The sequence below is a fragment of the Rahnella sp. WP5 genome (genome assembly GCF_000745615.1).
Taxonomy (GTDB): Bacteria; Pseudomonadota; Gammaproteobacteria; order Enterobacterales; family Enterobacteriaceae; genus Rahnella; species Rahnella aceris.
This window is the reverse complement of record NZ_KN050720.1, coordinates 721738-745358: the sequence shown is the minus strand read 5'-3', so window position 1 is coordinate 745358 and position 23621 is coordinate 721738. Positions and strand designations below refer to the sequence as shown.

Here is a 23621-nt window from a genome sequence, read left to right as displayed (position 1 = left end):
GCAATGCATGAAGCACAACGGGGCGCTTAACAGCGCCCCGTTTTATACCACTAGCGGAGTTAAGAACCATGAGTGTCCCACACGATCATCTCCCTGCCAGCGCGGCGGCGACCGACGGTGAAAACGAGCTGGAGCGCCTGCTCCGCCTGTCTGTCACCGCGCCTGCCTGGCGTCCGGCGTTTTATCAAACTTTGCTGGAGTCTACCGTGTTTGTGCTCGGTGATGCAGGGCAGGATGACGCTGAAAAGCAGGGCAGTGTGGCGATTACCGCAGGCAGTGAACTGAATGTTTTGCACTGGGAAAAACAGGACGGCAGCTCGATCATTCCTTTCTTTTCCTCTGTGGAGGTTCTGGAAAAAGCCAGTGCCGGCGAAAGCCCGGATGAGCAGGCGTTTGTCGCGCTGCCTGCCCGCGTGTTGTTTGAAATGACACAAGGGGAGGAGTTGTTTCTGAATCCGAAATCGGAGTACGGCAAGGAATTCACCCCGAACGAGGTTACGCTGTTGCTGAGCAATGGCGGGTTAAATGCGCCGTCTGAGCTGGTGCTGGATAAAGAAAGTCAGCTGCTGATCGGCCAGCCGGAGGAGTATCCTTCCGCTATGATCGACGCGCTCACCACGCTTTTCACCCAGAAGAAACCGGTGCGCCGTGCATTTATGGCGCTGATCCACGATAAAGCCGTGGATGAACAGCCAAACCTGCTGATTGGCGTCGAAGCGGACGGCGATGAGCAGGAAATTGACGCGCTGATCCGCGAGGCGGGAAATGTGGCGAGCGAAACCTCTCCCGACGATCGTCCGGTGGATTTCTGTATCGTTTCTGAAAAAGAGCGTGGCATCAGCCATTATCTGATCAGCCACACCCAGCCGTTCTATCAGCGCAAGTGGGGAAGCTGGTTGCGCAATATTATTCCTTCGTCAGGACAGGCATAAAAGTGAGAGGACACCAGGGGAAAGCACCGTTTTGCCCCTGTTTTGTTTGCGGGAAATAGGTGGTTTAGGTTCGATAGTGAATTAATCACACATTTTTTTAATTAAATGTTGTGATTCGGGTAGGCAATCGTAACTTCGCTCCCTATAATCACCGCCATTTTACGGCAGGTATAACATTAAATTAACCGGCCCTACCTATAAAAGTCAGACAGAGGTTTTTTCATGACTATCGAACGCACTTTCTCCATCATCAAGCCAAACTCCGTAGCTAACAACGACATCGGTGCTATCTACGCACGTTTCGAACGCGCTGGCTTCACCATCATCGCGTCTAAAATGCTGAAACTGACGAAAGAACAAGCTGAAGGCTTCTACGCAGAACACAAAGGCCGTCCGTTCTTCGACGGTCTGGTTGAGTTCATGACCTCTGGCCCGATCATGGTTCAGGTTCTGGAAGGTGAAAACGCGGTTCAGCGTAACCGTGACATCATGGGCGCCACTAACCCGGACAACGCACTGGCTGGCACCCTGCGTGCAGACTTCGCGGATAGCTTCACTGCTAACGCGGTTCACGGTTCTGACGCTGTAGAATCTGCACAACGCGAAATCGCTTACTTCTTTACCGAAAGCGAAATCTGCCCGCGTTAAGATTTTTGAGTCACCGTTGCTGGAAGATAAGCCGCAAATTCACAAGAATTTTGTAACTGTACTTTCCAAACATGGCAACCGTGCCCTAAAATTTGTACAATGTTGCGCCCCGAATGAGCCAGCCTCTTCGGGGCGCAATTTTATTTGCAGGCCAGCCGTTACCTTTCGGGCCAGGCTCTGCACTTCCAATACGCCATAACGTGTAACAACGAGGCCATTTTCATCATGTTAGAATCCAACACGTCCGAGCCAATTTTGTCTGAAAATAACGCTGTTTCCGCAGAAGCCGTGAATACTGTCGTGCCTGCTGCCGCAAAAATTAACCTTCTTGACCTTAACCGCAAGCAAATGCGTGAGTTCTTCATCAACATGGGCGAAAAACCGTTCCGTGCTGATCAGGTCATGAAGTGGATGTATCACTACTGCAGCGATGATTTCGAGCAAATGACCGATATCAATAAGGCGCTGCGTGAAAAGCTGGCCCGGGTTGCAGAAATTCGTGCACCGGAAGTCGCGTCAGAACAACGCTCAACTGACGGCACCATCAAGTGGGCGATTCAGGTGGGCGGACAACTGGTTGAAACCGTGTATATCCCGGACGGCGACCGTGCGACGCTTTGCGTTTCCTCTCAGGTCGGCTGTGCACTGGAATGTACTTTCTGTTCCACGGCGCAACAGGGTTTTAACCGTAACCTGCGTGTGTCCGAAATTATCGGTCAGGTATGGCGTGCGGCAAAAATTATCGGTGCGGCGAAAGTGGCCGGTACGCGCCCCATCACCAACGTGGTGATGATGGGCATGGGCGAACCTTTGCTGAACCTCAATAACGTGGTTCCGGCCATGGAAATCATGCTCGACGATTTCGGTTTCGGTTTGTCAAAACGTCGCGTGACGCTTTCCACATCGGGTGTCGTCCCTGCGCTGGACAAGCTGGGCGATATGATTGATGTCGCGCTGGCGATTTCCCTGCACGCACCTAACGACGCCATTCGTGACGAAATTGTGCCGATCAACCGCAAGTACAATATCGATACCTTCCTGGCCGCTGTTGAGCGTTATATTAGCAAATCCAACGCCAATCAGGGCCGCGTTACCATCGAATACGTTATGCTGGATCACATCAATGATGGCACCGAGCATGCGCATGAACTGGCTGAGCGTCTGAAGAATACGCCATGCAAAATCAACCTGATCCCCTGGAACCCGTTCCCGGGCGCGCCGTATGGCCGCAGCTCGAACAGCCGTATTGATCGTTTCTCTAAAGTGCTGATGGATTATGGCTTTACAGTTATCGTGCGCAAAACCCGTGGTGATGACATTGATGCCGCGTGTGGTCAGCTGGCCGGTGATGTTATCGACCGTACCAAACGTACGTTGAAGAAAAAAATGGCAGGCGAGCAACAGATTTCCGTAAAAGCCGTCTGATCCCAATGGGCTTCGCCACGGTGTTCCGTCGAAGCCCGCTGTTTTATTGTCGCTGGCAGGGTAAAGGGAATTAAGCATGACAATGAAGGGCAGTGTGAAAATGCTGATCGCCGCAGGCATGACTGTGGCTTTACTGGCGGGATGTTCCAGTTCACCGAAAGAAACGCAACAGGCCAGCGGCGCAGCACAAACGCGTCTCGAACTTGGTATGGCGTACCTGAATCAGGGGAACATGGAGGCGGCCAGGCAGAATCTGCAGAAAGCCGTTGACGGTGCGCCGCAGGATTATCGGACACAGCTTGGCATGGCGCTTTACGAGCAAAAAAACGGCAATCAGAAAGCAGCGGAAAGCCGCTACCAGCAAGCGTTGCAGCTGGCGCCGCAAAATGGGACGGTCTTAAATAATTACGGTGCGTTTTTGTGTAGTTTAGGGCAGTATGTACCCGCACAACAGCAGTTTAGCGCCGCAGCTAATGCGCCTGATTACGGTCAGGTTGCTGACAGTCTGGAAAATGCAGGCTACTGTTTTCTGAAGGCCAATCAGAATGAGGAAGCGCGAGTGTTACTAAGCCGGGCATTGAAAGTGGATCCCGATAAAGGCGCACCCTTGCTGACTGAGGCAACCAAAGAATTTGGGGAAGGGAACCGCGCTCAGGCGAAACTATTACTGGATGTATATCAACATGTTCTGCCAGCCACTGCCGACAGCCTCATGTTACAAATTCGATTCGCTGCGTTAGCGGGCAACCCGGATAGCGTTCAACGCTACGGTAAGCAACTTGCGCGTAGTTATCCACAATCTAAACAGTACCAGCAGTTCTTAGCCAATGAATACTGAAGCCCCTCAAGAAAATAATGCAAAACTGACTACAGGCGAACGTCTGCGTCAGGCTCGTGAACAGTTAGGTCTTAGTCATCAGGCTGTTGCAGAACGCCTGTGTCTGAAAGTCTCAACTATTCGCCAAATCGAAGAAGAAACGACGCCGGCCGATCTTGCGCCGACTTTCCTGCGTGGTTACCTCCGTTCCTATGCAAAACTGGTTCATGTCCCGGAAGAAGAATTATTAGGTCTGATCGGTAAACAAGCGCCGATTAAAGTGCCTAAAGTGGCTTCAATGCAGGGATTCTCTCTCGGTAAGTCTCGCAAAAAACGCGATGGCTGGCTGATGGGCTTTACCTGGCTGGTGGTGTTTGTGGTGATTGGCCTGACCGGTGCGTGGTGGTGGCAAAATCATCAGGCGCAACAGCAGGAAATCGCAACAATGGCCGATCAGTCATCGGCACAACTGAATCAGGATAGCGGCCAGGGGCAAACTATTCCTCTGGGCGACAATGCGAATTCTGCACCGACAACAGAAGATACTTCTTCTGACCCGGCTCCTGCTGCAAACACAACACAGCCGCAGAATTCTATCCCGCTGAATACCGCACCGGGCGCAGCAGCAAGCAACGCACCGGCAGCATCCGGTACGCCAGCGGAGCAAGCGCCTGCCGCTGTTTCAACCAGTCAGCCTGCAACAGCTGAAAACGGTCTGCCAACCGGTGATGCACAAACTGCGGCAGCAGGTGCGGATCCACAAGCGGTGACCTTTACCTTTAAAGCTGACTGCTGGTTCCAGATTGATGACGCATCAGGAAAAACCCTGTTCAGCGGCATGAAGAAAGGCGGAGAGACCTTCAGCGTGAAGGGCACTGCGCCGTATAAACTGAAAATCGGTGCGCCGGGGGCGGTTGATATCCAATTCCAGGGCAAGCCGGTTGATTTAAGTCGTTTTGTAAAATCAAGCCGTGTTGCGCGCCTGACCTTAGCTGCCGAGTAATCGGCAGTTTGTCAGACGATTGCAACGATGGAGAGTGAAGTAATGCATAACCAAGCACCCATTACCCGTCGCAAATCAACCCGGATTTATGTCGGCAAGGTGCCTGTAGGTGACGGAGCACCGATTGCGGTGCAATCGATGACCAACACTCGCACCACAGATGTCGCGGCGACAGTCGCACAGATCAAATCACTGGAACGCGTCGGTGTCGACATTGTTCGCGTTTCTGTGCCAACCATGGATGCGGCAGAAGCATTCAAACTTATCAAACAGCAGGTTAATGTCCCGCTGGTCGCTGATATTCATTTCGATTACCGCATCGCCCTGCAGGTTGCAGAATACGGCGTAGATTGCCTGCGTATTAATCCAGGTAACATCGGTAACGAATCCCGCATCCGCTCCGTGGTGGATTGCGCACGCGACAAAAATATTCCTATCCGTATCGGTGTGAACGGTGGCTCCCTGGAAAAAGATATTCAGGAAAAGTACGGCGAACCTACTCCGCAAGCGCTGCTGGAATCGGCGATGCGCCACGTTGATATTCTTGACCGTCTTAACTTCGACCAGTTCAAAGTCAGCGTAAAAGCCTCTGACGTTTTCCTGGCGGTTGAGTCCTACCGCCTGCTGGCTAAGCAAATTGTTCAGCCTCTGCATCTGGGAATTACCGAAGCCGGTGGCCTGCGTGCAGGTTCCGTTAAATCAGCCATTGGTCTGGGCCTGCTGCTCTCAGAAGGTATCGGCGACACGCTGCGTATTTCGCTGGCGGCCGATCCGGTTGAAGAAGTCAAAGTCGGATTCGATATCCTCAAATCACTGCGTATCCGTTCCCGTGGTATCAACTTTATTGCCTGTCCGACTTGTTCGCGTCAGGAGTTTGATGTCATCGGTACCGTGAATGCGCTGGAACAACGTCTGGAAGATATCATCACGCCAATGGATGTTTCGATCATTGGTTGTGTGGTTAACGGTCCGGGCGAAGCGCTGGTTTCTACCATGGGCGTCACCGGCGGTCATAACAAAAGCGGTTTCTATGAAGACGGTGTTCGTCAGAGAGAGCGTTTTGATAACAATGATATGATCGACCAGTTAGAAGCAAAAATTCGCGCCAAAGCGGCGATTATGGATGAGAGTAAACGTATCGTTATCAATCATCTTGAAAAGTAACATCGGTTGCAGGTGTCAGCGTACATCTGCATTATTATATTGAACCCGACCGGGGTAATGGCTTCTGTGCGTTGAACCACAAGCCACAAAGCCCCTATAATCGGGTTCATTTTTTATAAAACGATAGAGAACTGACGTGGCAAAGAATATCCAGGCCATTCGCGGCATGAACGACTACCTGCCAGAAGACACAGCTCTGTGGCAACGTATTGAAGGATCGTTGAAACAAGTGCTTGGCAGTTACGGCTACAGTGAAATCCGTATGCCGATTGTAGAGCAGACCCCATTGTTTAAACGCGCTATCGGTGAAGTGACTGATGTCGTGGAAAAAGAAATGTATACCTTTGAAGACCGCAACGGCGAAAGCCTGACGCTGCGTCCGGAAGGTACGGCGGGCTGCGTGCGCGCCGGTATTGAACATGGTCTGCTGTACAATCAGGAACAACGTCTGTGGTACATCGGTCCGATGTTCCGTTACGAACGCCCGCAAAAAGGTCGCTATCGTCAGTTCAATCAGTTGGGTGTAGAAGTCTTTGGTCTGCAAGGGCCGGACGTTGATGCCGAATTAATTCTGCTGACCGCCCGCTGGTGGCGCGCGCTGGGGATTTCTGAGCACGTGGCGCTGGAACTGAACTCTATCGGTTCACTGGAAGCCCGTGCGAACTATCGTGATGCGCTGGTGGCTTTCCTTGAGCAACATAAAGACAAGCTGGATGAAGACTGTAAACGTCGTATGTACAGCAATCCGCTGCGTGTTCTGGACTCCAAAAATCCCGATATTCAGACGTTATTAAATGATGCACCGGAGCTGGGTGATTATCTTGATGAAGAATCAAGAGAACACTTTGCAGGTCTGTGTGAACTTTTAGAGCAGTCTGGTATCCCATATACGGTTAATCAGCGACTTGTGCGCGGTCTGGATTATTACAACCGCACCGTGTTCGAATGGGTAACCAGCAGCTTAGGCTCACAAGGTACTGTGTGTGCGGGTGGCCGCTACGACGGTCTGGTCGAACAACTGGGCGGTCGTGCAACACCGGGTGTCGGTTTCGCCATGGGGCTGGAACGTTTGGTATTACTGGTTCAGGCCGTAAACCCGGACTTCAAAGCACCGGCAACCGTCGACACCTACGTGATCTCATCCGGTGTTGGCACGCAAAGCGCGGCTATGCAACTGGCTGAAACACTGCGTGATGCGTTGCCTGAGCTGAAAGTTATGACTAACTACGGTGGCGGCAATTTCAAGAAACAGTTCGCCCGTGCTGATAAATGGGGTGCGCGTGTTGCCCTGGTACTAGGCGAAACTGAAGTCGCTAACCAGCAGGTCGTCGTAAAAGACCTGCAGAGTGGAACGCAAGAAACGCTGGCGCAAAGCGAAATCGTCGCGCGTCTGGCTTCGATGTTGGGTTAAGGAGAAGGACACTGTGGAAGTCTATACCACTGAGAATGAACAGGTTGATGCTGTACGTCGCTTCTTTGCCGAAAACGGTAAAGCGCTGGCCATCGGCGTTGTTCTGGGTATTGCAGCCCTGGGCGGCTGGCGTTTCTGGCAGAGTCACCAGGACTCTGCCCTGACGGAAGCTTCTGCGTCTTTCCAGCAAGCTAATCAGTCGCTGACCAGCAATAACGCGAAAGGCGTGGCTGATCTCGAAAAATTTGCTCAGAGCAATGACAATAATTACGGCGTATTTGCCGCCCTGCAACTGGCTGATCATTTTGTCGGAACCAGTGATTTCGCCAATGCTGAAAAGCAATTAGTGCAGGCGCAAGGTCAGGCCAAAGAAGATAATTTACGTTCGCTGGTGAACTTACGTCTGGCGCGTGTCCAGATGCAGCAAGGCAAATTTGATGATGCACTCAAAACGTTAGACGGCGTGAAGGGTGAAGGCTGGACGGCTATGCAACAAGGCATCCGTGGTGATGTTTTGCTTGCCAAAGGCGATGCAAAAGGTGCTCGTGAAGCCTACAGCAAAGGACTTGATTCTAAACTCTCTCAAACGCTGCAAACCGTGCTGCGTATGAAATTGAACAACTTAGCCAGCTAAGGGGAACCCCGATGCAATTGCGTAAAACACTCTTGGTAGGATGGGTTTCTGTTGCCCTGCTAAGTGGCTGTTCATTGTTTAACAGCGAAGAAGACGTGGTCAAAATGTCTCCGCTGCCAAAAGTTGAGAACCAGTTCACACCGACGCAAGTGTGGAGCAAATCCGTAGGCGACGGCATTGGCGAATTCTACTCCAATCTGCGTCCGGCCTGGCAGGACAGCACCATTTTTGCAGCTGACCGTTTTGGTCTGGTTAAAGCACTCGATGCTGACAGTGGTAAAGAAAAATGGAGCGTCAACCTGTCTGAAAAGACCGGCTTCCTCTCCAGAAATATTTCTGCACAGCTGTCTGGCGGCCTGACAGTTTCAGGTGATCACGTTTACGTTGGCAGTGAAAAAGCTATCGTTTATGCATTGAACACCACTGATGGTAAAATCGCCTGGCAGACCAAAGTGGCGGGGGAAGCATTGTCCCGTCCGGTTGTCAGCGATGGTCTGGTTCTGGTTCACACCGGCAATGGTATGTTGCAGGGTCTGAATGAATCCGACGGTACCATTCAATGGACCGCTAACCTCGATATGCCAACGCTGTCTCTGCGTGGTGAATCAGCGCCTGCGGTAGCCTTTGGTGCTGCAATCGTCGGTGGTGATAATGGCCGCGTCAGTGCTGTACTGATGAAAGAAGGTCAGTTGATCTGGCAACAACGTATTTCTCAGACTACCGGTACGACTGAAATCGACCGTCTGAGCGATGTGGATACCACGCCGGTTATCGTTGATGGCGTTGTTTACACGCTGGCATACAATGGCAATCTGGTGGCGATGGATCTGCGTTCTGGTCAGATTATGTGGAAACGTGATGTTGGTTCTGTGAATGACATCATTGTCGACGCAGGCCATATCTATATGGTTGACCAGGATGACCGCGTGATGGCGCTCGATACTCAGGGTGGTGTCAGCGTGTGGCGCCAAAGTGAGTTGCTGCACCGTAACCTGACGGCACCGGTGCTGTATAATGGTTACATTGTGGTCGGCGATTCCGAAGGCTATCTGCACTGGATCAATACCACTGATGGTCGTTTTGTTGCTCAGCAGAAAGTCGACAGCGATGGCTTCCTGAGTGCGCCGATTGTGGCAAGCGACAAGCTGGTTGTGCAGGCGAAAGGTGGCGAGGTTTACTCCTTCACCCGCTAATACTGCGACCGGCATCTGGCCCTGAGGTCGGTTGACCCCGGGCTTTAAAACGGCTCCTGAATTGCTCAGGGGCCGTTTCGTATTCTGAAATCCGCGTAATCCCCAATGAGAGATTGCGCTGTAACAAATTGAATTATAGTGGTTTGCAATGAAATTCAGCAGGCCAGCTATTTGCGTTTAGCACCACCTATAAAAACACTGAGGCTTCAAAATGATACCTGTCGTTGCGCTTGTTGGGCGCCCGAATGTGGGTAAATCCACTTTATTTAACCGTTTAACCAAGACGCGTGATGCGCTGGTGGCGGATTTCCCGGGGCTTACGCGTGACCGCAAGTATGGTCGTGCCGAAATTGAGGGTAATGAATTCATCATCGTGGATACCGGCGGTATTGACGGTACCGAAGATGGCGTTGAAACCCGCATGGCAGGGCAATCTCTGCTGGCTATCGAAGAAGCGGATATCGTGCTGTTCATGGTCGATGCCCGTGCGGGCCTGATGCCTGCCGATCAGGGCATTGCCCAGCATCTTCGCAGCCGTGAAAAAGCCACCTTCCTGGTGGCGAACAAAACTGACGGGCTGGATCCGGACAGCGCAACCGGTGATTTCTACTCACTCGGTTTGGGCGATGTGTATGCTATCGCGGCTTCACACGGCCGTGGCGTGACGCAACTGATCGAACACGTACTGATCCCGTTCGTGGGTGAAAAGCCGGAAGAAGTCGAACTGACCGAGGAAGAAGCTAACGCGGCTTACTGGGCCGAGCAGGAAGCCACCGGTGATGAAATCCCTGAAGACGAAGAAGATAATTTCGACCCGCAGTCTCTGCCAATCAAACTGGCTATCGTCGGACGTCCGAATGTAGGTAAGTCCACACTGACTAACCGTATTCTGGGTGAAGAGCGCGTCGTGGTTTATGACATGCCGGGCACCACCCGTGACAGTATTTATATCCCGATGGTGCGTGACGAGCGTGAATACGTTCTGATTGATACCGCCGGTGTGCGTAAGCGCGGCAAAGTGACTGAAACCGTTGAGAAATTCTCGGTAATCAAAACCTTGCAGGCGATTGAAGATGCCAACGTAGTGATGCTGGTTATCGATGCCCGCGAAGGCATTTCCGATCAGGATCTCTCGCTGTTAGGCTTTATCCTCAACAGCGGGCGCTCACTGGTTATCGTGGTCAACAAGTGGGATGGCATGAGCGAAGAAGCGCGTGCTCAGGTTAAAGATCAGCTGGATCTGCGTCTTGGTTTCGTTGATTTTGCCCGCATTCACTTCATCTCTGCCCTGCACGGCAGCGGCGTTGGTAACCTGTTTGAGTCAGTAAACGAAGCGTACACCTGTGCAACCACGCGAGTGAGCACTTCCTTACTGACCCGTATCATGCAAATGGCGGCTGACGATCACCAGCCACCGCTGGTCAATGGTCGCCGCGTGAAACTGAAATATGCTCACGCCGGGGGCTATAACCCGCCTATCGTGGTGATTCACGGTAATCAGGTGAAAGACCTGGCTGATTCCTATAAACGCTATCTGATGAACTATTTCCGTCGTTCACTGAAAGTGATGGGAACGCCAATCCGCATTCAGTTCAAAGAAGGTGAGAACCCGTATGAAGGCAAGAAAAACTCGCTTTCTCCTCACCAGCAGCGCAAGCGCCGACGTCTGATGCAGCACCTGAAAAACAAATCCTAAACGAATGGGGTGCATGAAAATGTACCCCTTTTTTTCGTCTTAATTTCCCCGCAAGGAGCTGGCTGGATGTTCTGGCAGACCTGGAGTTTTGCGTTTGGCGTTACGGTTCCCAATTTATTGATCTTGCTGCTGGGCGTGTTTTTGCGCCGCACTGGCCTGATGGACGACAGTTTTAACGAGAAAGCCAGCCGTCTGGTATTCAATATCGCCTTACCTTGCCTGCTTTTTTTCAGCGTGGCGCAAGGGCATGATTCCTCAGGCTCAAATCTGCCGCTCGCCATTTATGGTGGCCTTGGCACCGTCGCTTCATTTCTGTTGCTGGAACTGGTGGCGATAAAACTGGTGAAAGACCCGCGTGAGCGCGGTATTTTTGTGCAGGGAGGATTCCGCGCCAATACCGGCATCGCGGGTCTTGCTTATGCCTCGCTGGCCTTTGGCAGCGAAGGTATTGCGCTGGGGTCGATGTATCTGGCGGTCACAGTGATCCTCTTCAACGTGCTTTCCGTGATTACGCTAACCCGCAGCCTGAAAGGCGGGCAGGGGAATAGCATCGGGCTGAAGCCGATTCTGCGCGGTATTATCACCAATCCGCTGATTATTGGTCTGGTGCTCGGGCTGGCGTTTAAGTACAGCCATTTACCGATGCCAGCGACCATTGCCAGCACCGGTGAGTTTATTTCAGGGATGGCGCTGCCGCTGGCAATGTTATGTGCCGGTGCCAGTCTTGACGTGAAGGCGATGTTCCGCAGTTCTCACGTGGCGGCCTGGTCTTCCGCGTCACGTGTGATATTTGTGCCTGCGCTGATGACCTTCGGGGCATGGTTGTTTGGCTTTCGCGACGCGGCGCTCGGCGTTATATTTCTCTTTTCCTGCACACCGACCGCAGCGGGCAGCTACGTGATGACCCGCGCAATGGGCGGCAACGCGACGCTGGCGGCGAATATTATTGCCGTCACCACGCTCGGATCATTTTTCACTACCGCACTGGGTCTGTATTTACTGCGGACGCTGGGTGTTATTTAGAGGGATAGACGATGGATGCACTTTGTCCGGTTTGCAGCCAGCCGATGAGCTGGGTAAGTGGTCACTTTCATTGTGACGCCAGCCATGGCGACTATCAGCAAATCGCATTGTGCCCGGATTGCCAGCAACCGTTGCAGGAGCTGAAAGCCTGCGGCGCGTTAGATTACTTCTGCCAAAACGGGCACGGGATGATTTCTAAAAAAAGGGTACAGTTTACGTATTCGCCTTATTCCGCAGAGTGATCGTCAGGGGGAGCCTGCTTCCATAAATTCACCAGTTCCTCGGGCGTTTCGGTTTCAGGAATAATCACCACCAGGCTGGCCGAATGCGCTTCCGATGCATAGTAAATCTCCAGCCGGAAATAACGCTGGTCGCCATGACCGGCGTTTTCTTTTTCCTGAGCATAGGGCAGGGCTTTGTTGATGAGCTGGCAAATTTCCCGCCGCTTATCATCACTCATACCTGAAAGTTCGACCCGTCGCGGCCCGCTGAGTTTCGGGATAAACGCAATGCCGCCTTCGCGGTAAATCTCAATGACCGCATTACTTTCCAGCGAATCTAAAGGTTTCATTTACATCACTCCGACCTGCTCCCAGGCTTCACGAACCGCTTGTGCAACGGAAGCGTCAAAGCGTTTTTCCGCATGCTGAATCGTCAGTTGGGCGAACGTGACAAAGTCTGCATTTTTGGGCAGGGATTCATCACAAACCGTGTCATACCAGACGTAACCTGCACGTTCCCACGCGTTACCACCCAGTTTAGTCGCTGCCAGATAGAACGCGCGGTTAGGTATGCCTGAATTAATGTGCACACCGCCGTTGTCATCGCGGGTATTCACATAACCCTTCATGTCTGCCGGTTGCGGATCTTTACCCAGCAGCGGGTCATCGTAAGCGGTGCCGGGATGAGACATAGAACGCAGGCCGGAACCGTTAATGCCTTTCGCCAGCAAGCCTTCACCAATAATCCAGTCGGCTTTATCGGCAGTTTGTTTCAGGTGGAATTGTTTCACCAGCGAACCAAACACATCCGACATTGATTCGTTCAGCGCGCCGGACTGGCCGTTATATTCCAGACCTGCTTCCGTTTCGGTGACACCGTGGGAAAGCTCGTGCCCGACAACGTCGATAGCAATCGTGAAGCGGTTAAAGATTTCGCCGTCACCGTCACCAAACACCATCTGCTGCCCGTTCCAGAAGGCATTCTGATAGCCTTTGTCATAATGTACCGTGCCGAGAAGCGCCAGCCCTTTGTTATCAAGGGAATTTCGCTGATAGGCCTGCCAGAAGAAATCATAGGTCACGCCAAGATAATCATAGGCTTCATCCACCGACACATCGCCGTTACTCGGCTGACCTTCCTTACGCACGGACTCCCCCGGTAGTCGGGTGGTATTTTTGGCGTCATAAATATCACGCTCAACCTGACCCGCTTTGGCTGTCACGATCTTCTGCGGTTTGGCGTAGGGCTGTGCCATCAGGGTATTCACATGTACCAGCGTCTGTCTGGCACATCTGCGCTGGGGCTCTGAACCGTGTTCAATAATACGGTTAAGCATGTAGGGCGGGATAACGCTGTTGTAACGCTTTGCTGAACTGTGATTCATCGTGAATCTCCTTATCAAGAGTCACCCGAAGGTGAAAACAAGGTGTTCTGACCGTCTGATACTGAAAGCCGGCTAATGAATAGTCATCACCGTCAGTATAGGACTGCTGAGCGTTAAGCCTGTTAAAGATGAGATTTATCTGTCCGGCTGCGGGTCATACAACGTATGCGAATGACAAATCACAGCGCGTCCGCTGGCTTTTCTGACCGACTCGCGCACCACCAGTTTTCCCTGCAACAGCTGCGTTGTGTGGGGCGCATCGGGGCGCAGCATGCGCCGTTGCAACAGGGAAATCGCTTCGGCACCGAGTTCATCGCGCGGCACATGCACCGCTGTCAGCGGCACATCGTGAATTTCTGCAAGATTGAATCCGTCAGTGCTGATAACGCTGATATCCCCGGGCACGGAAAAGCCGCGTTTAGCCAGCGCGGCTACCACGCCGGAAGCCATAAAATCGCCACCGGCCAGGATTGCGGTCGGCAGTGGCTGGCCGGGCGGCAAGGCATCCAGAAATTCCAGCAACGCCTGTTCGCTTTCCTGGGCACCGAATCCTGAGGTATTCAGCAAATGCTGGCTGTCACTGAAAACCTGATGATGGCGCGTGAACGCCTGTTTAATCCCCGTGAGCCGAAGTTCCATCGTATGACGTCGCAGGCACTGCACGGTCACGATATGTGTGTGGCCCTGAGAAAAGAGATAGTCGCAGGCGAAATCGCCCATCGTCTGATGATCTGGGCTGACACTGTCATGGCGCATATGCCGGTCATGGCAATTGACCAGCACGCAGGGCTTGCCCATGTCAGCGGCCAATTGATGAATGTGAGGATCGTCGATACCGACCAGTAATACGGCTTCGGTTTGCGGATCGGTCATTTTGGCGATGAACAGCGCGGCATCGGCGTTTTCTTCTTCCATCGCACAATAACGGACGCGCACTTCATGATGGGCGGTGGCAGCCAGAATGCCCTGGATCACCTTGTAATAAAAAATATCGCTGCGCACATCAAAGGCGCGGGCGGGAGCGAAAATCAAAATGTTGTTGAGCATCAGCCTGCCGGTGGAAAGGCCATCGAGAACGCCCTGAGATTTGGCACACTCAAGCACGCTGTCACGCGCCTTGCTGCTGGTGTTATTTTTCCCGGCTAAAACCCGCGAAACGGTACTGATCGACAACCCTGTCTGGTCGGCAATTTGCTGGATATTTAACTTTCCTTTCAAACTGTGATCTCCTTCAAAATCGTCCATGCAAAAATTTTCATATCAGAAGATGTGCTGCCTGTGAGCTTTTATCCTCCCTGACTTCCCGGTGCAGTTATAGCGTGAAAGCTTTTGCAAAAAATCACGTTTCCCTCACAAATCCGTGTGCCTACTCTGCAGAAGTACCTCACATGACACATCATCTGCGGCCAGGCCGACGGGTGGGAGAACGGACATGACAATTCAAATAAATACCGGGACAGCTGCGGTTGCAGGACGCAGAAAGATAAAGGCTTTACGCTGGTGGATGCTGGCGCTGTTTCTGCTCGGCGTGACGGTCAACTACGTCACCCGAAATTCTCTGGGGTTACTGGCGGCTGAACTGAAAACCAGCCTGAACATGACCACGGAACAATATTCTTACATCGTCGCGGCGTTTCAGGCGGCGTACACCATTTTCCAGCCGTTGTGCGGCTGGCTGATTGATGTAATTGGCCTGAAGCTGGGCTTTCTGATCTGCGCCTCAATCTGGGCGGTGGTTTGTATGCTGCATGCAGGGGCGGGCAGTTGGATCCAACTCGCCGTTCTGCGCTTCTTTATGGGCAGTGCCGAAGCGGCGGCGACTCCGGCCAACGCCAAAGCGATTTCCGACTGGTTCCCGCGTAAAGAGCGTCCGGTTGCCGCGGGCTGGGCAGGCGTAGGCTTCTCGATTGGTGCCATGCTGGCCCCGCCGATTATCCTGGTCGCCCATGTGTCATTTGGCTGGCGCGGAGCGTTCCTGTTCTGCGGTGTGCTGTCAATGCTGTGGGTTCTGTTGTGGTGGAAGTTCTACCATTCACCGGAAACGCATCCGAACTTAAGCAAAGATGAACTGGCGCTGATCCGTTCCGATAACGAACCGCAACAAACGCGTCTGCCGTTTATCAAATCGCTGAAAATTGTCTGTAAAAACAAGAAATTCTACGGTATCGCCATTCCGGCATTTCTGGCTGAGCCAGCGTGGGCGGTGTTCAGTTTCTGGGTGCCGTTGTATCTCGCCAATGAACGTGGGATGGATTTAAAACACATTGTGATGTTTGCCTGGCTGCCGTTCCTGGCCGCCGACCTCGGCAGTATTGCCAGCGGCTATCTCACCACGCTGTACCGCAAAGTGTTTGGCTGCACCCGCATTAACTCCATCGTCGCCAGCTCCGTCACCGGCGCATTTATGATGCTGTCGCTGGCGCTGGTCGCCTTGACGCAAAGCCCGTATGCCGCCATCGCCCTGATTTCCATCGGCGGTTTCGGTCATCAGGTGATTTCCTGCATGCTGAGTGCCGTCGTGGTGGAGACATTCGATAAGAGCCAGGTGGCGACGGTTAACGGCATGCGCGGTTCTTCGGCGTGGATCGCCAGTTTCCTGTTTTCACTGCTGATCGGCGCCGTTGCCGACAAAATGGGTTTCAATCCGCTGTTTATCGCGATGGGTTTCTTTGATTTGATCGGCGCAGTCTTCCTGGTTGCTCTGATCGCTGAACGCCGCAATCCGGCAAAAAGGGAGAGTCTATGAAGACGTTAAAACACTGGGAGCTTGCCGGGCAGGATGAAGCAGGCGTGGATTTGCGGGTTGATGGTAAACATCTGTTTTCTCTGCGTGTGCTGGAACAGGGGTTAATCCGCGTATTCATCCAGCGAAACGGCGAGCTTGCGCTGGATCGTACCTGGAGTATCGCACCACAAAATGATGCACCATGGGAAGGGCGTGACCGTCTGAGCAACGAAGGTTTTTCAGTGCCGGGTTATCAGCTCGAACAGGGCGACGATTGCCTGACACTGACCACTGAGGCGCTGCGCGTCACGGTGCATCAGCCGTTGTGGCTGGATTGGGAATATAAGAATGAGGCCGGTGTCTGGCAGCCGCTGGTAAAAGATCGGAAAACCGGCGCGTATATGCTCGGCGTGAAAAACGAAGCATCGGCGCACTATCAGCTGCGTGAACCGCAGGATGGCGTGTACGGGTTGGGCGAGAAAGCCGGTGATCTCAACCGTAGCGGCCGCCGCTTTGAAATGCGTAATCTGGATGCGATGGGTTATAACGCCGCCAGCACCGATCCGCTGTATAAGCATATCCCGTTTACCCTGACGCGGCGCAATGGTGTCAGTTTTGGCGTTTTCTACGACAATCTCAGCAATGTCTGGCTTGATCTCGGCAATGAACTGGATAATTACCATCTGCCTTACCGTCGTTTCAGTGCCGAAGCGGGCGATCTGGATTACTACCTGTTTGTCGGCCCGACGTCACTCGACGTCACCAAAAAGCTGGTGCGCCTGACCGGTAAAACTACCTTTGGGCCGAAATGGAGTCTCGGTTACAGTGGCTCGACCATGTATTACACCGATGCGCCGGATGCCCAGCAACAGCTGATGAAATTCATCACGCTGTGTCAGCAACATCAAATTCCCTGCGATTCATTTCAGTTATCATCGGGTTACACCTCGATCGGCAACAAGCGCTACGTCTTTAACTGGAACTACGACAAAGTGCCTGAGCCGGAAGTGATGTCGAAAGCGTTTCTCGACGCCGGTATCCGTCTGGCGGCCAATATCAAACCTTGCCTGTTGCAGGATCACCCGCAATATGAACAGGTTGCTGAGCAGGGTTTATTTATCCGCGACAGCGAAAGCGACGTGCCGGAACGCTCAGTATTCTGGGATGACGAAGGTTCCCACCTCGATTTCACTCATCCTGCCGCTGTGCGCTGGTGGCAGAAAGGCGTGACGCAACAGCTGCTCGAAAAAGGCATCGGTTCGACGTGGAACGACAACAACGAGTATGAAGTCTGGGACAGCGATGCGCGTTGCCACGGTTTTGGCAAGTCTATCGCCATCAAACATATCCGTCCGGTGATGCCGTTGCTGATGATGCGTGCGTCGTTTGAAGCACAGCAAAACTTCGCGCCGGAAATCCGGCCATATCTGATTTCCCGCTCCGGCTGTTCCGGCATGCAGCGTTACGTGCAAACCTGGAGCGGTGATAACCGCACTAACTGGCAGACGCTGCGCTACAACACCCGCATGGGCATCGGCATGAGTTTATCCGGTTTGTATAACGTCGGACACGACGTCGGCGGATTCTCAGGGGATAAGCCGGATGCCGAACTGTTTGTCCGCTGGGTGCAAAACGGCGTGATGCATCCACGTTTCACCATTCATTCCTGGAATGATGATCACACGGTGAATGAGCCGTGGATGTATCCGCAGGTGACCCCGCTTATTCGTGATGCCATCCGTCTGCGTTATCGCTTATTGCCTTATTTCTACACCTTGCTGTGGCAGGCTCATGCGGATGACGAGCCGATGCTGCGCCCGACATTCCTCGACCACGAGCACGACAAAAACACCTTCGCGGAAACCGATGACTTCCTGATGGGACGTGATTTGCTGGTCGCCAGCGTGGTGGATGAGGGGCAGCGTGAGCGTAATGTTTATCTGCCTGATAACGGAATGGGCTGGTGCGATTTCTATACCGGCGAATGGTTTGCGGGGGGCCAGACAATCACCCTCGACGCACCACTGGATCGCCTGCCGCTGCTGGTGCGCGCCGGTGCTGCATTGCCGCAATCTTGCCGTCTGGCGCATGTTGAGGCCAGTAAAGATATGCTGCGTGAATTGCATGTGTATCCGGCACCGGGTCAGGCGACATCGTCAGGCATGCTGTTTGAAGATGACGGCGAAAGCCATCGCTGGGAGCAGAATCATGCGCTGTGGCTGAACTGGGATATCGCCAGTGACGATCAGCGAATCAACATCACGCTGACGCAGCGCGGTGATTTCAAACCAGCGTGGAAAACCCTGAGCATTGTGCTGCCGCAAGGCGAAACGCGTGAAGTTTGGGTGAATGGCGTGAAGACAAATAACTATAATCTGTAAGCTTTTCAATCTCCTCCCCCTGCGAAGGGGGAGGATGGGGGTAAACCTAACGCTTATTTAACCGCACGTTTACGCACTTTCTTCTCTACCACAATCGATTTCACTTCACTTTCAATCCAGCCATCGGCCAGACGTGTTTTCAGTGTATCGCCCGGTGCAGTCTGCGTGGTTTTCTTCAGCAACGCGCCTTGCGGCGTGGTCGTCACGCTATAGCCGCGGGCGAGTGTCGCCAGCGGACTGACCCCTTCCAGTTGCGTACAGGCAGTACCGAAACGCTGACGGCTTTCGGTCAGTTGCGATGACATCGCCTGTTGCAGCCGGTACTGAAGCTGCTGAACCCGCTGCTGGGCGCGGTGAATGCGCGGCTGCGGTTGCTGCTGCGTGAGGCGTTGCTGCAAACGGTCGGTTCGGCGCAGCATCTGACGCAGCTGGTTTTGCATGGCTTCATCAAGACGACGGCGCAATTTGAACAGCGTCGTTTGCTGACGCGCCAGACGTAAATGCGGGTGCTGCTGTTGCAGGCGGTGATTCAGACGCGTGAAGCGCTGCGTCAGTTGTGCGAGATAATAATCCATCGCCATTTCGAGGCGCTGCTGCTGCGACTGGATCTGGCGCAGCAATTCCAGCTGATTGCGGCTGATCAGTTCGGCAGCAGCAGATGGCGTCGGCGCACGTAAATCAGCAACAAAATCGGCAATCGTCACATCGGTTTCGTGGCCGACGGCGCTGACGATCGGAATGCGGCTGGCAAAAATCGCCCGTGCCACGCGCTCATCGTTAAAGCTCCATAAATCTTCCAGCGAACCGCCACCGCGCCCGACAATCAGGACATCGACTTCTTCCCGAGCGTTAGCCAGCTCAATGGCGCGGACGATTTGCCCCGGCGCATCCGCGCCCTGAACTGACGTCGGATAAATAATGACGGGTAACGACGGGTCGCGACGCTTTAAGACATTTAACACGTCATGCAGCGCCGCGCCGCTGGCGGAAGTAATCACACCCACGCATTTGGCCGGCGAGGGCAGCGGTTGTTTAAACTGTGCATCAAACAGACCTTCGGCGGCCAGTTGCTGTTTCAGCAGATCGAATTTTTGCTGCAATAAACCGTCGCCGGCTTCCTGCATACTTTCGGCAATCAGCTGATAATCGCCACGTGGCTCATACAGCGTAATGGTCGCGCGGACTAATACCTGCTGGCCATTTTGCGGGCGGAACGTTGTGCGGCGACTCGTGTTGCGGAACATGGCACATTTGACCTGAGCGCGGTCATCTTTGAGCGTAAAATACCAGTGGCCGGAGGACGGCTGAGAGAAGTTTGAAATCTCACCGGAGAGCCAGACCTGACCCATTTCGTTTTCCAGCAACTGTCGGACCGTCTGATTCAGGCGGCTTACGGTAAAAATAGGAGGCGAAGAAGGTAGCGACATGTGATCCAGATCAAATTCAAAAACAGAGACTTAATCGAACGATACTACATGCCCGCAAAAGGTAATCAAGAAGTTTTTGAAATAGTTCTGGTCGAAATGCCTACTCACCTGTATACTCCCGCTGCAATATTTTATCTTTTCCGCATCCACCTTGGTGAGATATTGCCCATGCTACGTATCGCAAAAGAAGCACTAACGTTCGACGACGTTCTCCTTGTTCCAGCCCACTCCACAGTTTTGCCTAATACTGCCGACCTCGGTACTCAACTGACCGCTAAAATCCGTCTGAATATCCCTATGCTGTCCGCAGCGATGGATACCGTGACTGAAGCGAATCTGGCCATTGCTCTGGCGCAGGAAGGCGGCCTCGGATTCATTCACAAGAACATGTCTATTGAGCGTCAGGCGGAAGAAGTCCGTCGCGTGAAGAAGCATGAAAGCGGCGTTGTTGCTGACCCTAAAACCGTCACGCCATCGACCACTTTGCGTCAGGTTAAAGAACTCACTGAAATTAACGGTTTTGCCGGTTATCCGGTCGTGACCGAAGAAAACGAACTGGTCGGTATTATTACCGGTCGTGACGTGCGCTTCGTGACCGATCTGGAACAGCCTGTCACTGCGGTCATGACGCCGAAAGAACGTCTGGTCACCGTCAAAGAAGGCGAAGCCCGCGAAGTCGTGCTGCAAAAAATGCACGAAAAACGTGTAGAGAAAGCGCTGGTGGTTGACGCGCAATTCCATCTGCTCGGTATGATCACCGTAAAAGACTTCCAGAAAGCCGAACGTAAACCGAATGCCTGTAAAGATGAGCAGGGTAGCCTGCGCGTCGGTGCAGCGGTTGGTGCGGGCGCGGGCAACGAAGAACGTATCGATGCGCTGGTTGCTGCCGGTGTTGACGTCCTGCTGATCGACTCCTCTCACGGCCATTCCGAAGGCGTTCTGGAACGTATCCGCGCTACCCGCGCTAAATACCCGGATCTGCAAATCATTGGCGGTAACGTTGCGACTGGCGCAGGTGCTCTGGCACTGGCGAAAGCAGGCGTGAGCGCGGTGAAAGTCGGTATCGGTCCTGGCTCCATCTGTACTACCCGTATCGTGACCGGCGTGGGTGTTCCGCAAATCACTGCCGTTTCTGACGCGGTTGAAGCGCTGGAAGGCACCGGTATTCCGGTTATCGCTGACGGCGGTATCCGCTTCTCCGGCGACATCGCTAAAGCTATCGCTGCCGGCGCAAGCTGTGTGATGGTCGGCGGGATGCTGGCGGGCACTGAGGAATCTCCGGGCGAAATCGAGCTGTATCAGGGCCGTTCATACAAATCTTACCGCGGCATGGGTTCTCTGGGCGCGATGTCCAAAGGCTCTTCAGACCGTTACTTCCAGACTGATAACGCTGCTGACAAACTGGTACCGGAAGGTATTGAAGGTCGTGTGGCGTATAAAGGCCGTCTGAAAGAGATCATCCACCAGCAAATGGGCGGTCTGCGCTCCTGTATGGGGCTGACCGGTTGTGCTACCATCGACGACCTGCGCACCAAGGCTGAGTTTGTCCGCATCAGCGGTGCCGGGATCCAGGAAAGCCACGTACATGACGTGACGATTACCAAAGAGTCACCGAACTACCGCATGGGATCCTGACCCTAAAGACAGCGAGCTAAAGGCTCGCTGTCTGCTTTTAAGATTGTTAGAAAATTTAACCTGTTGTTTTAACGCTTTTATTGCTTTCTGGAAAACGCCCCCTCATGAGCGAAAATATTCACAAGCACCGTATCCTGATCCTCGATTTCGGCTCCCAGTACACCCAACTTGTTGCGCGCCGCGTGCGTGAACTGGGTGTCTATTGCGAACTCTGGGCCTGGGACGTAACCGAAGCCCAAATCCGCGAATTCAATCCGAACGGGATCATCCTGTCCGGCGGCCCGGAAAGTACCACCGAGCATGATAGCCCGCGTGCACCAGACTATGTCTTCGAAGCCGGTGTGCCGGTTCTGGGCGTCTGCTACGGCATGCAAACCATGGCGATGCAGTTAGGCGGCCATGTTGAAGGCTCTAACGAGCGCGAATTTGGTTATGCGCAGGTTGAAGTTCAGACTGAAAGCGCGCTGATCCGTGACATTCAGGATGCCCTGAGTGAGAACAACAAACCGTTGCTCGACGTCTGGATGAGCCACGGCGATAAAGTGACGGCCATCCCGTCTGATTTCGTGACCGTTGCCAGCACTGAGACTTGCCCGTTTGCCATTATGGCCAACGAAGAAAAACGCTTCTACGGTGTGCAGTTCCACCCGGAAGTGACGCATACCCGTCAGGGCCTGCGTATGCTCGAACGTTTCATCATGGATATCTGCGAGTGCGAAGCACTGTGGACGCCGGCAAAAATCATTGAAGATGCCGTTGAACGTCTGCGTGTGCAGATTGGCGACGATCATGTGATCCTCGGCCTGTCCGGTGGCGTTGACTCTTCCGTGACCGCCATGTTGCTGCACCGCGCCATTGGCGACCGTCTGACTTGCGTGTTCGTCGATAACGGTCTGCTGCGTCTTAACGAAGCAGATCAGGTGCTGGAAATGTTCGGTGACCGTTTCGGTCTGAACATCGTTCATGTCGCTGCGGAAGAGCGCTTCCTGTCTGCGCTGGCAGGCGTTGATGAACCTGAGGCCAAACGTAAAATCATCGGCCGCGTCTTTGTTGAAGTGTTCGATGAAGAAGCCTGCAAGCAGGATGAAGTGAAATGGCTGGCGCAGGGCACCATCTACCCTGACGTGATTGAATCCGCAGCCTCGGCCACCGGTAAAGCGCACGTGATCAAATCGCACCACAACGTGGGCGGTTTGCCGAAAGAAATGAAACTGGGTCTGGTTGAGCCGCTGAAAGAACTGTTCAAAGACGAAGTACGTAAAATCGGTCTGGAACTCGGCCTGCCGTATGACATGCTTTACCGTCACCCGTTCCCGGGTCCGGGTCTGGGCGTTCGCGTGCTGGGCGAAGTGAAGAAAGAGTACTGCGACCTGTTGCGTCGCGCCGATGCTATCTTCATCGAAGAACTGCATAAAGCCGACCTGTATAACAAAGTCAGCCAGGCCTTCACCGTCTTCCTGCCTGTCCGCTCCGTTGGTGTGATGGGCGATGGCCGTAAATACGACTGGGTCGTTTCCCTGCGTGCAGTAGAAACCATCGATTTCATGACCGCGCACTGGGCACACCTGCCGTACGATTTCCTTGGCCGCTGCTCCAACCGCATCATCAACGAAGTCGACGGTATCTCCCGTGTTGTCTATGACATCTCGGGCAAACCACCGGCAACGATTGAGTGGGAATGATTTCGCGTCTGGCAACAGCCTGCACGTTAAAGCAATAAACACCTCTAAGCCCGCGTAAATGCGGGCTTTTTGATATCTGTCAGATATCAGACGGCCGTTTCAACCTTATCATGTGATTCTTTCCATAGTTTATTCAACTGTACCTGTACTATCTTTAACCGGTGGTGCAAAACGATGCAGTGCTAATGGACGACGGATATCTATCGTAAAGGTAGCCGT

20 protein-coding genes are annotated in these 23621 nt (G+C 53.3%); 16 read left to right on the top strand and 4 right to left on the bottom strand.

What is annotated here, in order from left to right:
• Nucleotides 1–68: 68 nt before the first annotated feature.
• From sseB to EX31_RS25580, 12 genes are all read left to right on the top strand, one after another.
• Nucleotides 69–932 (top strand): enhanced serine sensitivity protein SseB, encoded by an 864-nt coding sequence (gene sseB / locus EX31_RS20535; RefSeq protein ID WP_037036412.1) that lies wholly within the window; start codon nucleotides 69–71, stop codon nucleotides 930–932.
• A 222-nt stretch (nucleotides 933–1154) separates the two neighbouring features.
• Complete coding sequence (gene ndk / locus EX31_RS20530; RefSeq protein ID WP_013574367.1) at nucleotides 1155–1580, top strand: nucleoside-diphosphate kinase; 426 nt, start codon at nucleotides 1155–1157, stop codon at nucleotides 1578–1580.
• Nucleotides 1581–1805: 225 nt separating this feature from the next.
• On the top strand, nucleotides 1806–3005 hold the full coding sequence (locus EX31_RS20525; protein WP_013574368.1) for a dual-specificity RNA methyltransferase RlmN: 1200 nt from the start codon (nucleotides 1806–1808) through the stop codon (nucleotides 3003–3005).
• Between the two features lie 100 nt (nucleotides 3006–3105).
• Nucleotides 3106–3843 carry a type IV pilus biogenesis/stability protein PilW gene (gene pilW / locus EX31_RS20520; RefSeq protein ID WP_041673193.1) on the top strand — a complete coding sequence of 246 codons (738 nt, stop codon included), beginning with the start codon at nucleotides 3106–3108 and terminating at the stop codon, nucleotides 3841–3843.
• A complete protein-coding gene (gene rodZ / locus EX31_RS20515; RefSeq protein ID WP_037036410.1) occupies nucleotides 3833–4825 on the top strand; it encodes a cytoskeleton protein RodZ in 993 nt (330 codons plus the stop codon). The genes pilW and rodZ overlap by 11 nt, the downstream gene beginning before the upstream one ends.
• Before the next feature lie 42 nt (nucleotides 4826–4867).
• On the top strand, nucleotides 4868–5989 hold the full coding sequence (gene ispG / locus EX31_RS20510) for a flavodoxin-dependent (E)-4-hydroxy-3-methylbut-2-enyl-diphosphate synthase (RefSeq protein WP_013574371.1): 1122 nt from the start codon (nucleotides 4868–4870) through the stop codon (nucleotides 5987–5989).
• Between the two features lie 136 nt (nucleotides 5990–6125).
• On the top strand, nucleotides 6126–7400 hold the full coding sequence (hisS, locus tag EX31_RS20505; protein WP_037036409.1) for a histidine--tRNA ligase: 1275 nt from the start codon (nucleotides 6126–6128) through the stop codon (nucleotides 7398–7400).
• Between the two features lie 13 nt (nucleotides 7401–7413).
• Nucleotides 7414–8034, top strand: coding sequence for a YfgM family protein (locus EX31_RS20500; protein ID WP_037036407.1), 621 nt, complete (start codon nucleotides 7414–7416; stop codon nucleotides 8032–8034).
• 11 nt (nucleotides 8035–8045) lie between these two features.
• The gene (gene bamB / locus EX31_RS20495) at nucleotides 8046–9227 is read left to right on the top strand and encodes an outer membrane protein assembly factor BamB (protein ID WP_013574374.1); all 1182 of its coding nucleotides are present in this window, start codon (nucleotides 8046–8048) and stop codon (nucleotides 9225–9227) included.
• A gap of 211 nt (nucleotides 9228–9438) precedes the next feature.
• Nucleotides 9439–10923: a ribosome biogenesis GTPase Der gene (der, locus tag EX31_RS20490; protein ID WP_013574375.1), complete on the top strand. Its 1485-nt coding sequence runs from the start codon at nucleotides 9439–9441 to the stop codon at nucleotides 10921–10923.
• A gap of 66 nt (nucleotides 10924–10989) precedes the next feature.
• Nucleotides 10990–11946 carry an AEC family transporter gene (locus tag EX31_RS20485; protein WP_013574376.1) on the top strand — a complete coding sequence of 319 codons (957 nt, stop codon included), beginning with the start codon at nucleotides 10990–10992 and terminating at the stop codon, nucleotides 11944–11946.
• Between the two features lie 11 nt (nucleotides 11947–11957).
• Entirely contained in the window at nucleotides 11958–12188 is a 231-nt protein-coding gene (locus EX31_RS25580) for a zinc ribbon domain-containing protein (protein WP_072012296.1), read from the top strand.
• On the opposite strand, the gene EX31_RS20480 is transcribed toward EX31_RS25580, so the two are convergent.
• The 3 genes from EX31_RS20480 to EX31_RS20470 all read right to left on the bottom strand — a co-directional run bounded on the left by EX31_RS20480 (nucleotide 12173) and on the right by EX31_RS20470 (nucleotide 14770).
• Nucleotides 12173–12517 carry a protealysin inhibitor emfourin gene (locus EX31_RS20480; RefSeq protein WP_037036404.1) on the bottom strand — a complete coding sequence of 115 codons (345 nt, stop codon included), beginning with the start codon at nucleotides 12515–12517 and terminating at the stop codon, nucleotides 12173–12175. The two genes, EX31_RS25580 and EX31_RS20480, sit on opposite strands and share 16 nt — an antisense overlap.
• Nucleotides 12518–13552 (bottom strand): M4 family metallopeptidase, encoded by a 1035-nt coding sequence (locus tag EX31_RS20475; protein WP_037036402.1) that lies wholly within the window; start codon nucleotides 13550–13552, stop codon nucleotides 12518–12520.
• 135 nt (nucleotides 13553–13687) lie between these two features.
• Nucleotides 13688–14770, bottom strand: coding sequence for a LacI family DNA-binding transcriptional regulator (locus tag EX31_RS20470; protein WP_013574380.1), 1083 nt, complete (start codon nucleotides 14768–14770; stop codon nucleotides 13688–13690).
• A 214-nt stretch (nucleotides 14771–14984) separates the two neighbouring features.
• Between EX31_RS20470 and EX31_RS20465 the strand changes: the two genes are divergently transcribed.
• Nucleotides 14985–16298: an MFS transporter gene (locus EX31_RS20465; protein ID WP_013574381.1), complete on the top strand. Its 1314-nt coding sequence runs from the start codon at nucleotides 14985–14987 to the stop codon at nucleotides 16296–16298.
• The gene (locus tag EX31_RS20460) at nucleotides 16295–18658 is read left to right on the top strand and encodes a glycoside hydrolase family 31 protein (protein WP_037036401.1); all 2364 of its coding nucleotides are present in this window, start codon (nucleotides 16295–16297) and stop codon (nucleotides 18656–18658) included. The genes EX31_RS20465 and EX31_RS20460 overlap by 4 nt, the downstream gene beginning before the upstream one ends.
• 53 nt (nucleotides 18659–18711) lie before the next feature.
• Here the strand turns inward: EX31_RS20460 and xseA are convergent, their stop codons facing one another.
• Complete coding sequence (gene xseA, locus EX31_RS20455; RefSeq protein ID WP_037036399.1) at nucleotides 18712–20085, bottom strand: exodeoxyribonuclease VII large subunit; 1374 nt, start codon at nucleotides 20083–20085, stop codon at nucleotides 18712–18714.
• A gap of 168 nt (nucleotides 20086–20253) precedes the next feature.
• Between xseA and guaB the strand changes: the two genes are divergently transcribed.
• The gene (gene guaB, locus EX31_RS20450; RefSeq protein WP_015689478.1) at nucleotides 20254–21720 is read left to right on the top strand and encodes an IMP dehydrogenase; all 1467 of its coding nucleotides are present in this window, start codon (nucleotides 20254–20256) and stop codon (nucleotides 21718–21720) included.
• Nucleotides 21721–21824: 104 nt separating this feature from the next.
• Nucleotides 21825–23402, top strand: coding sequence for a glutamine-hydrolyzing GMP synthase (gene guaA, locus EX31_RS20445; protein ID WP_013574385.1), 1578 nt, complete (start codon nucleotides 21825–21827; stop codon nucleotides 23400–23402).
• The last annotated feature ends 219 nt before the right edge of the window (nucleotides 23403–23621 follow it).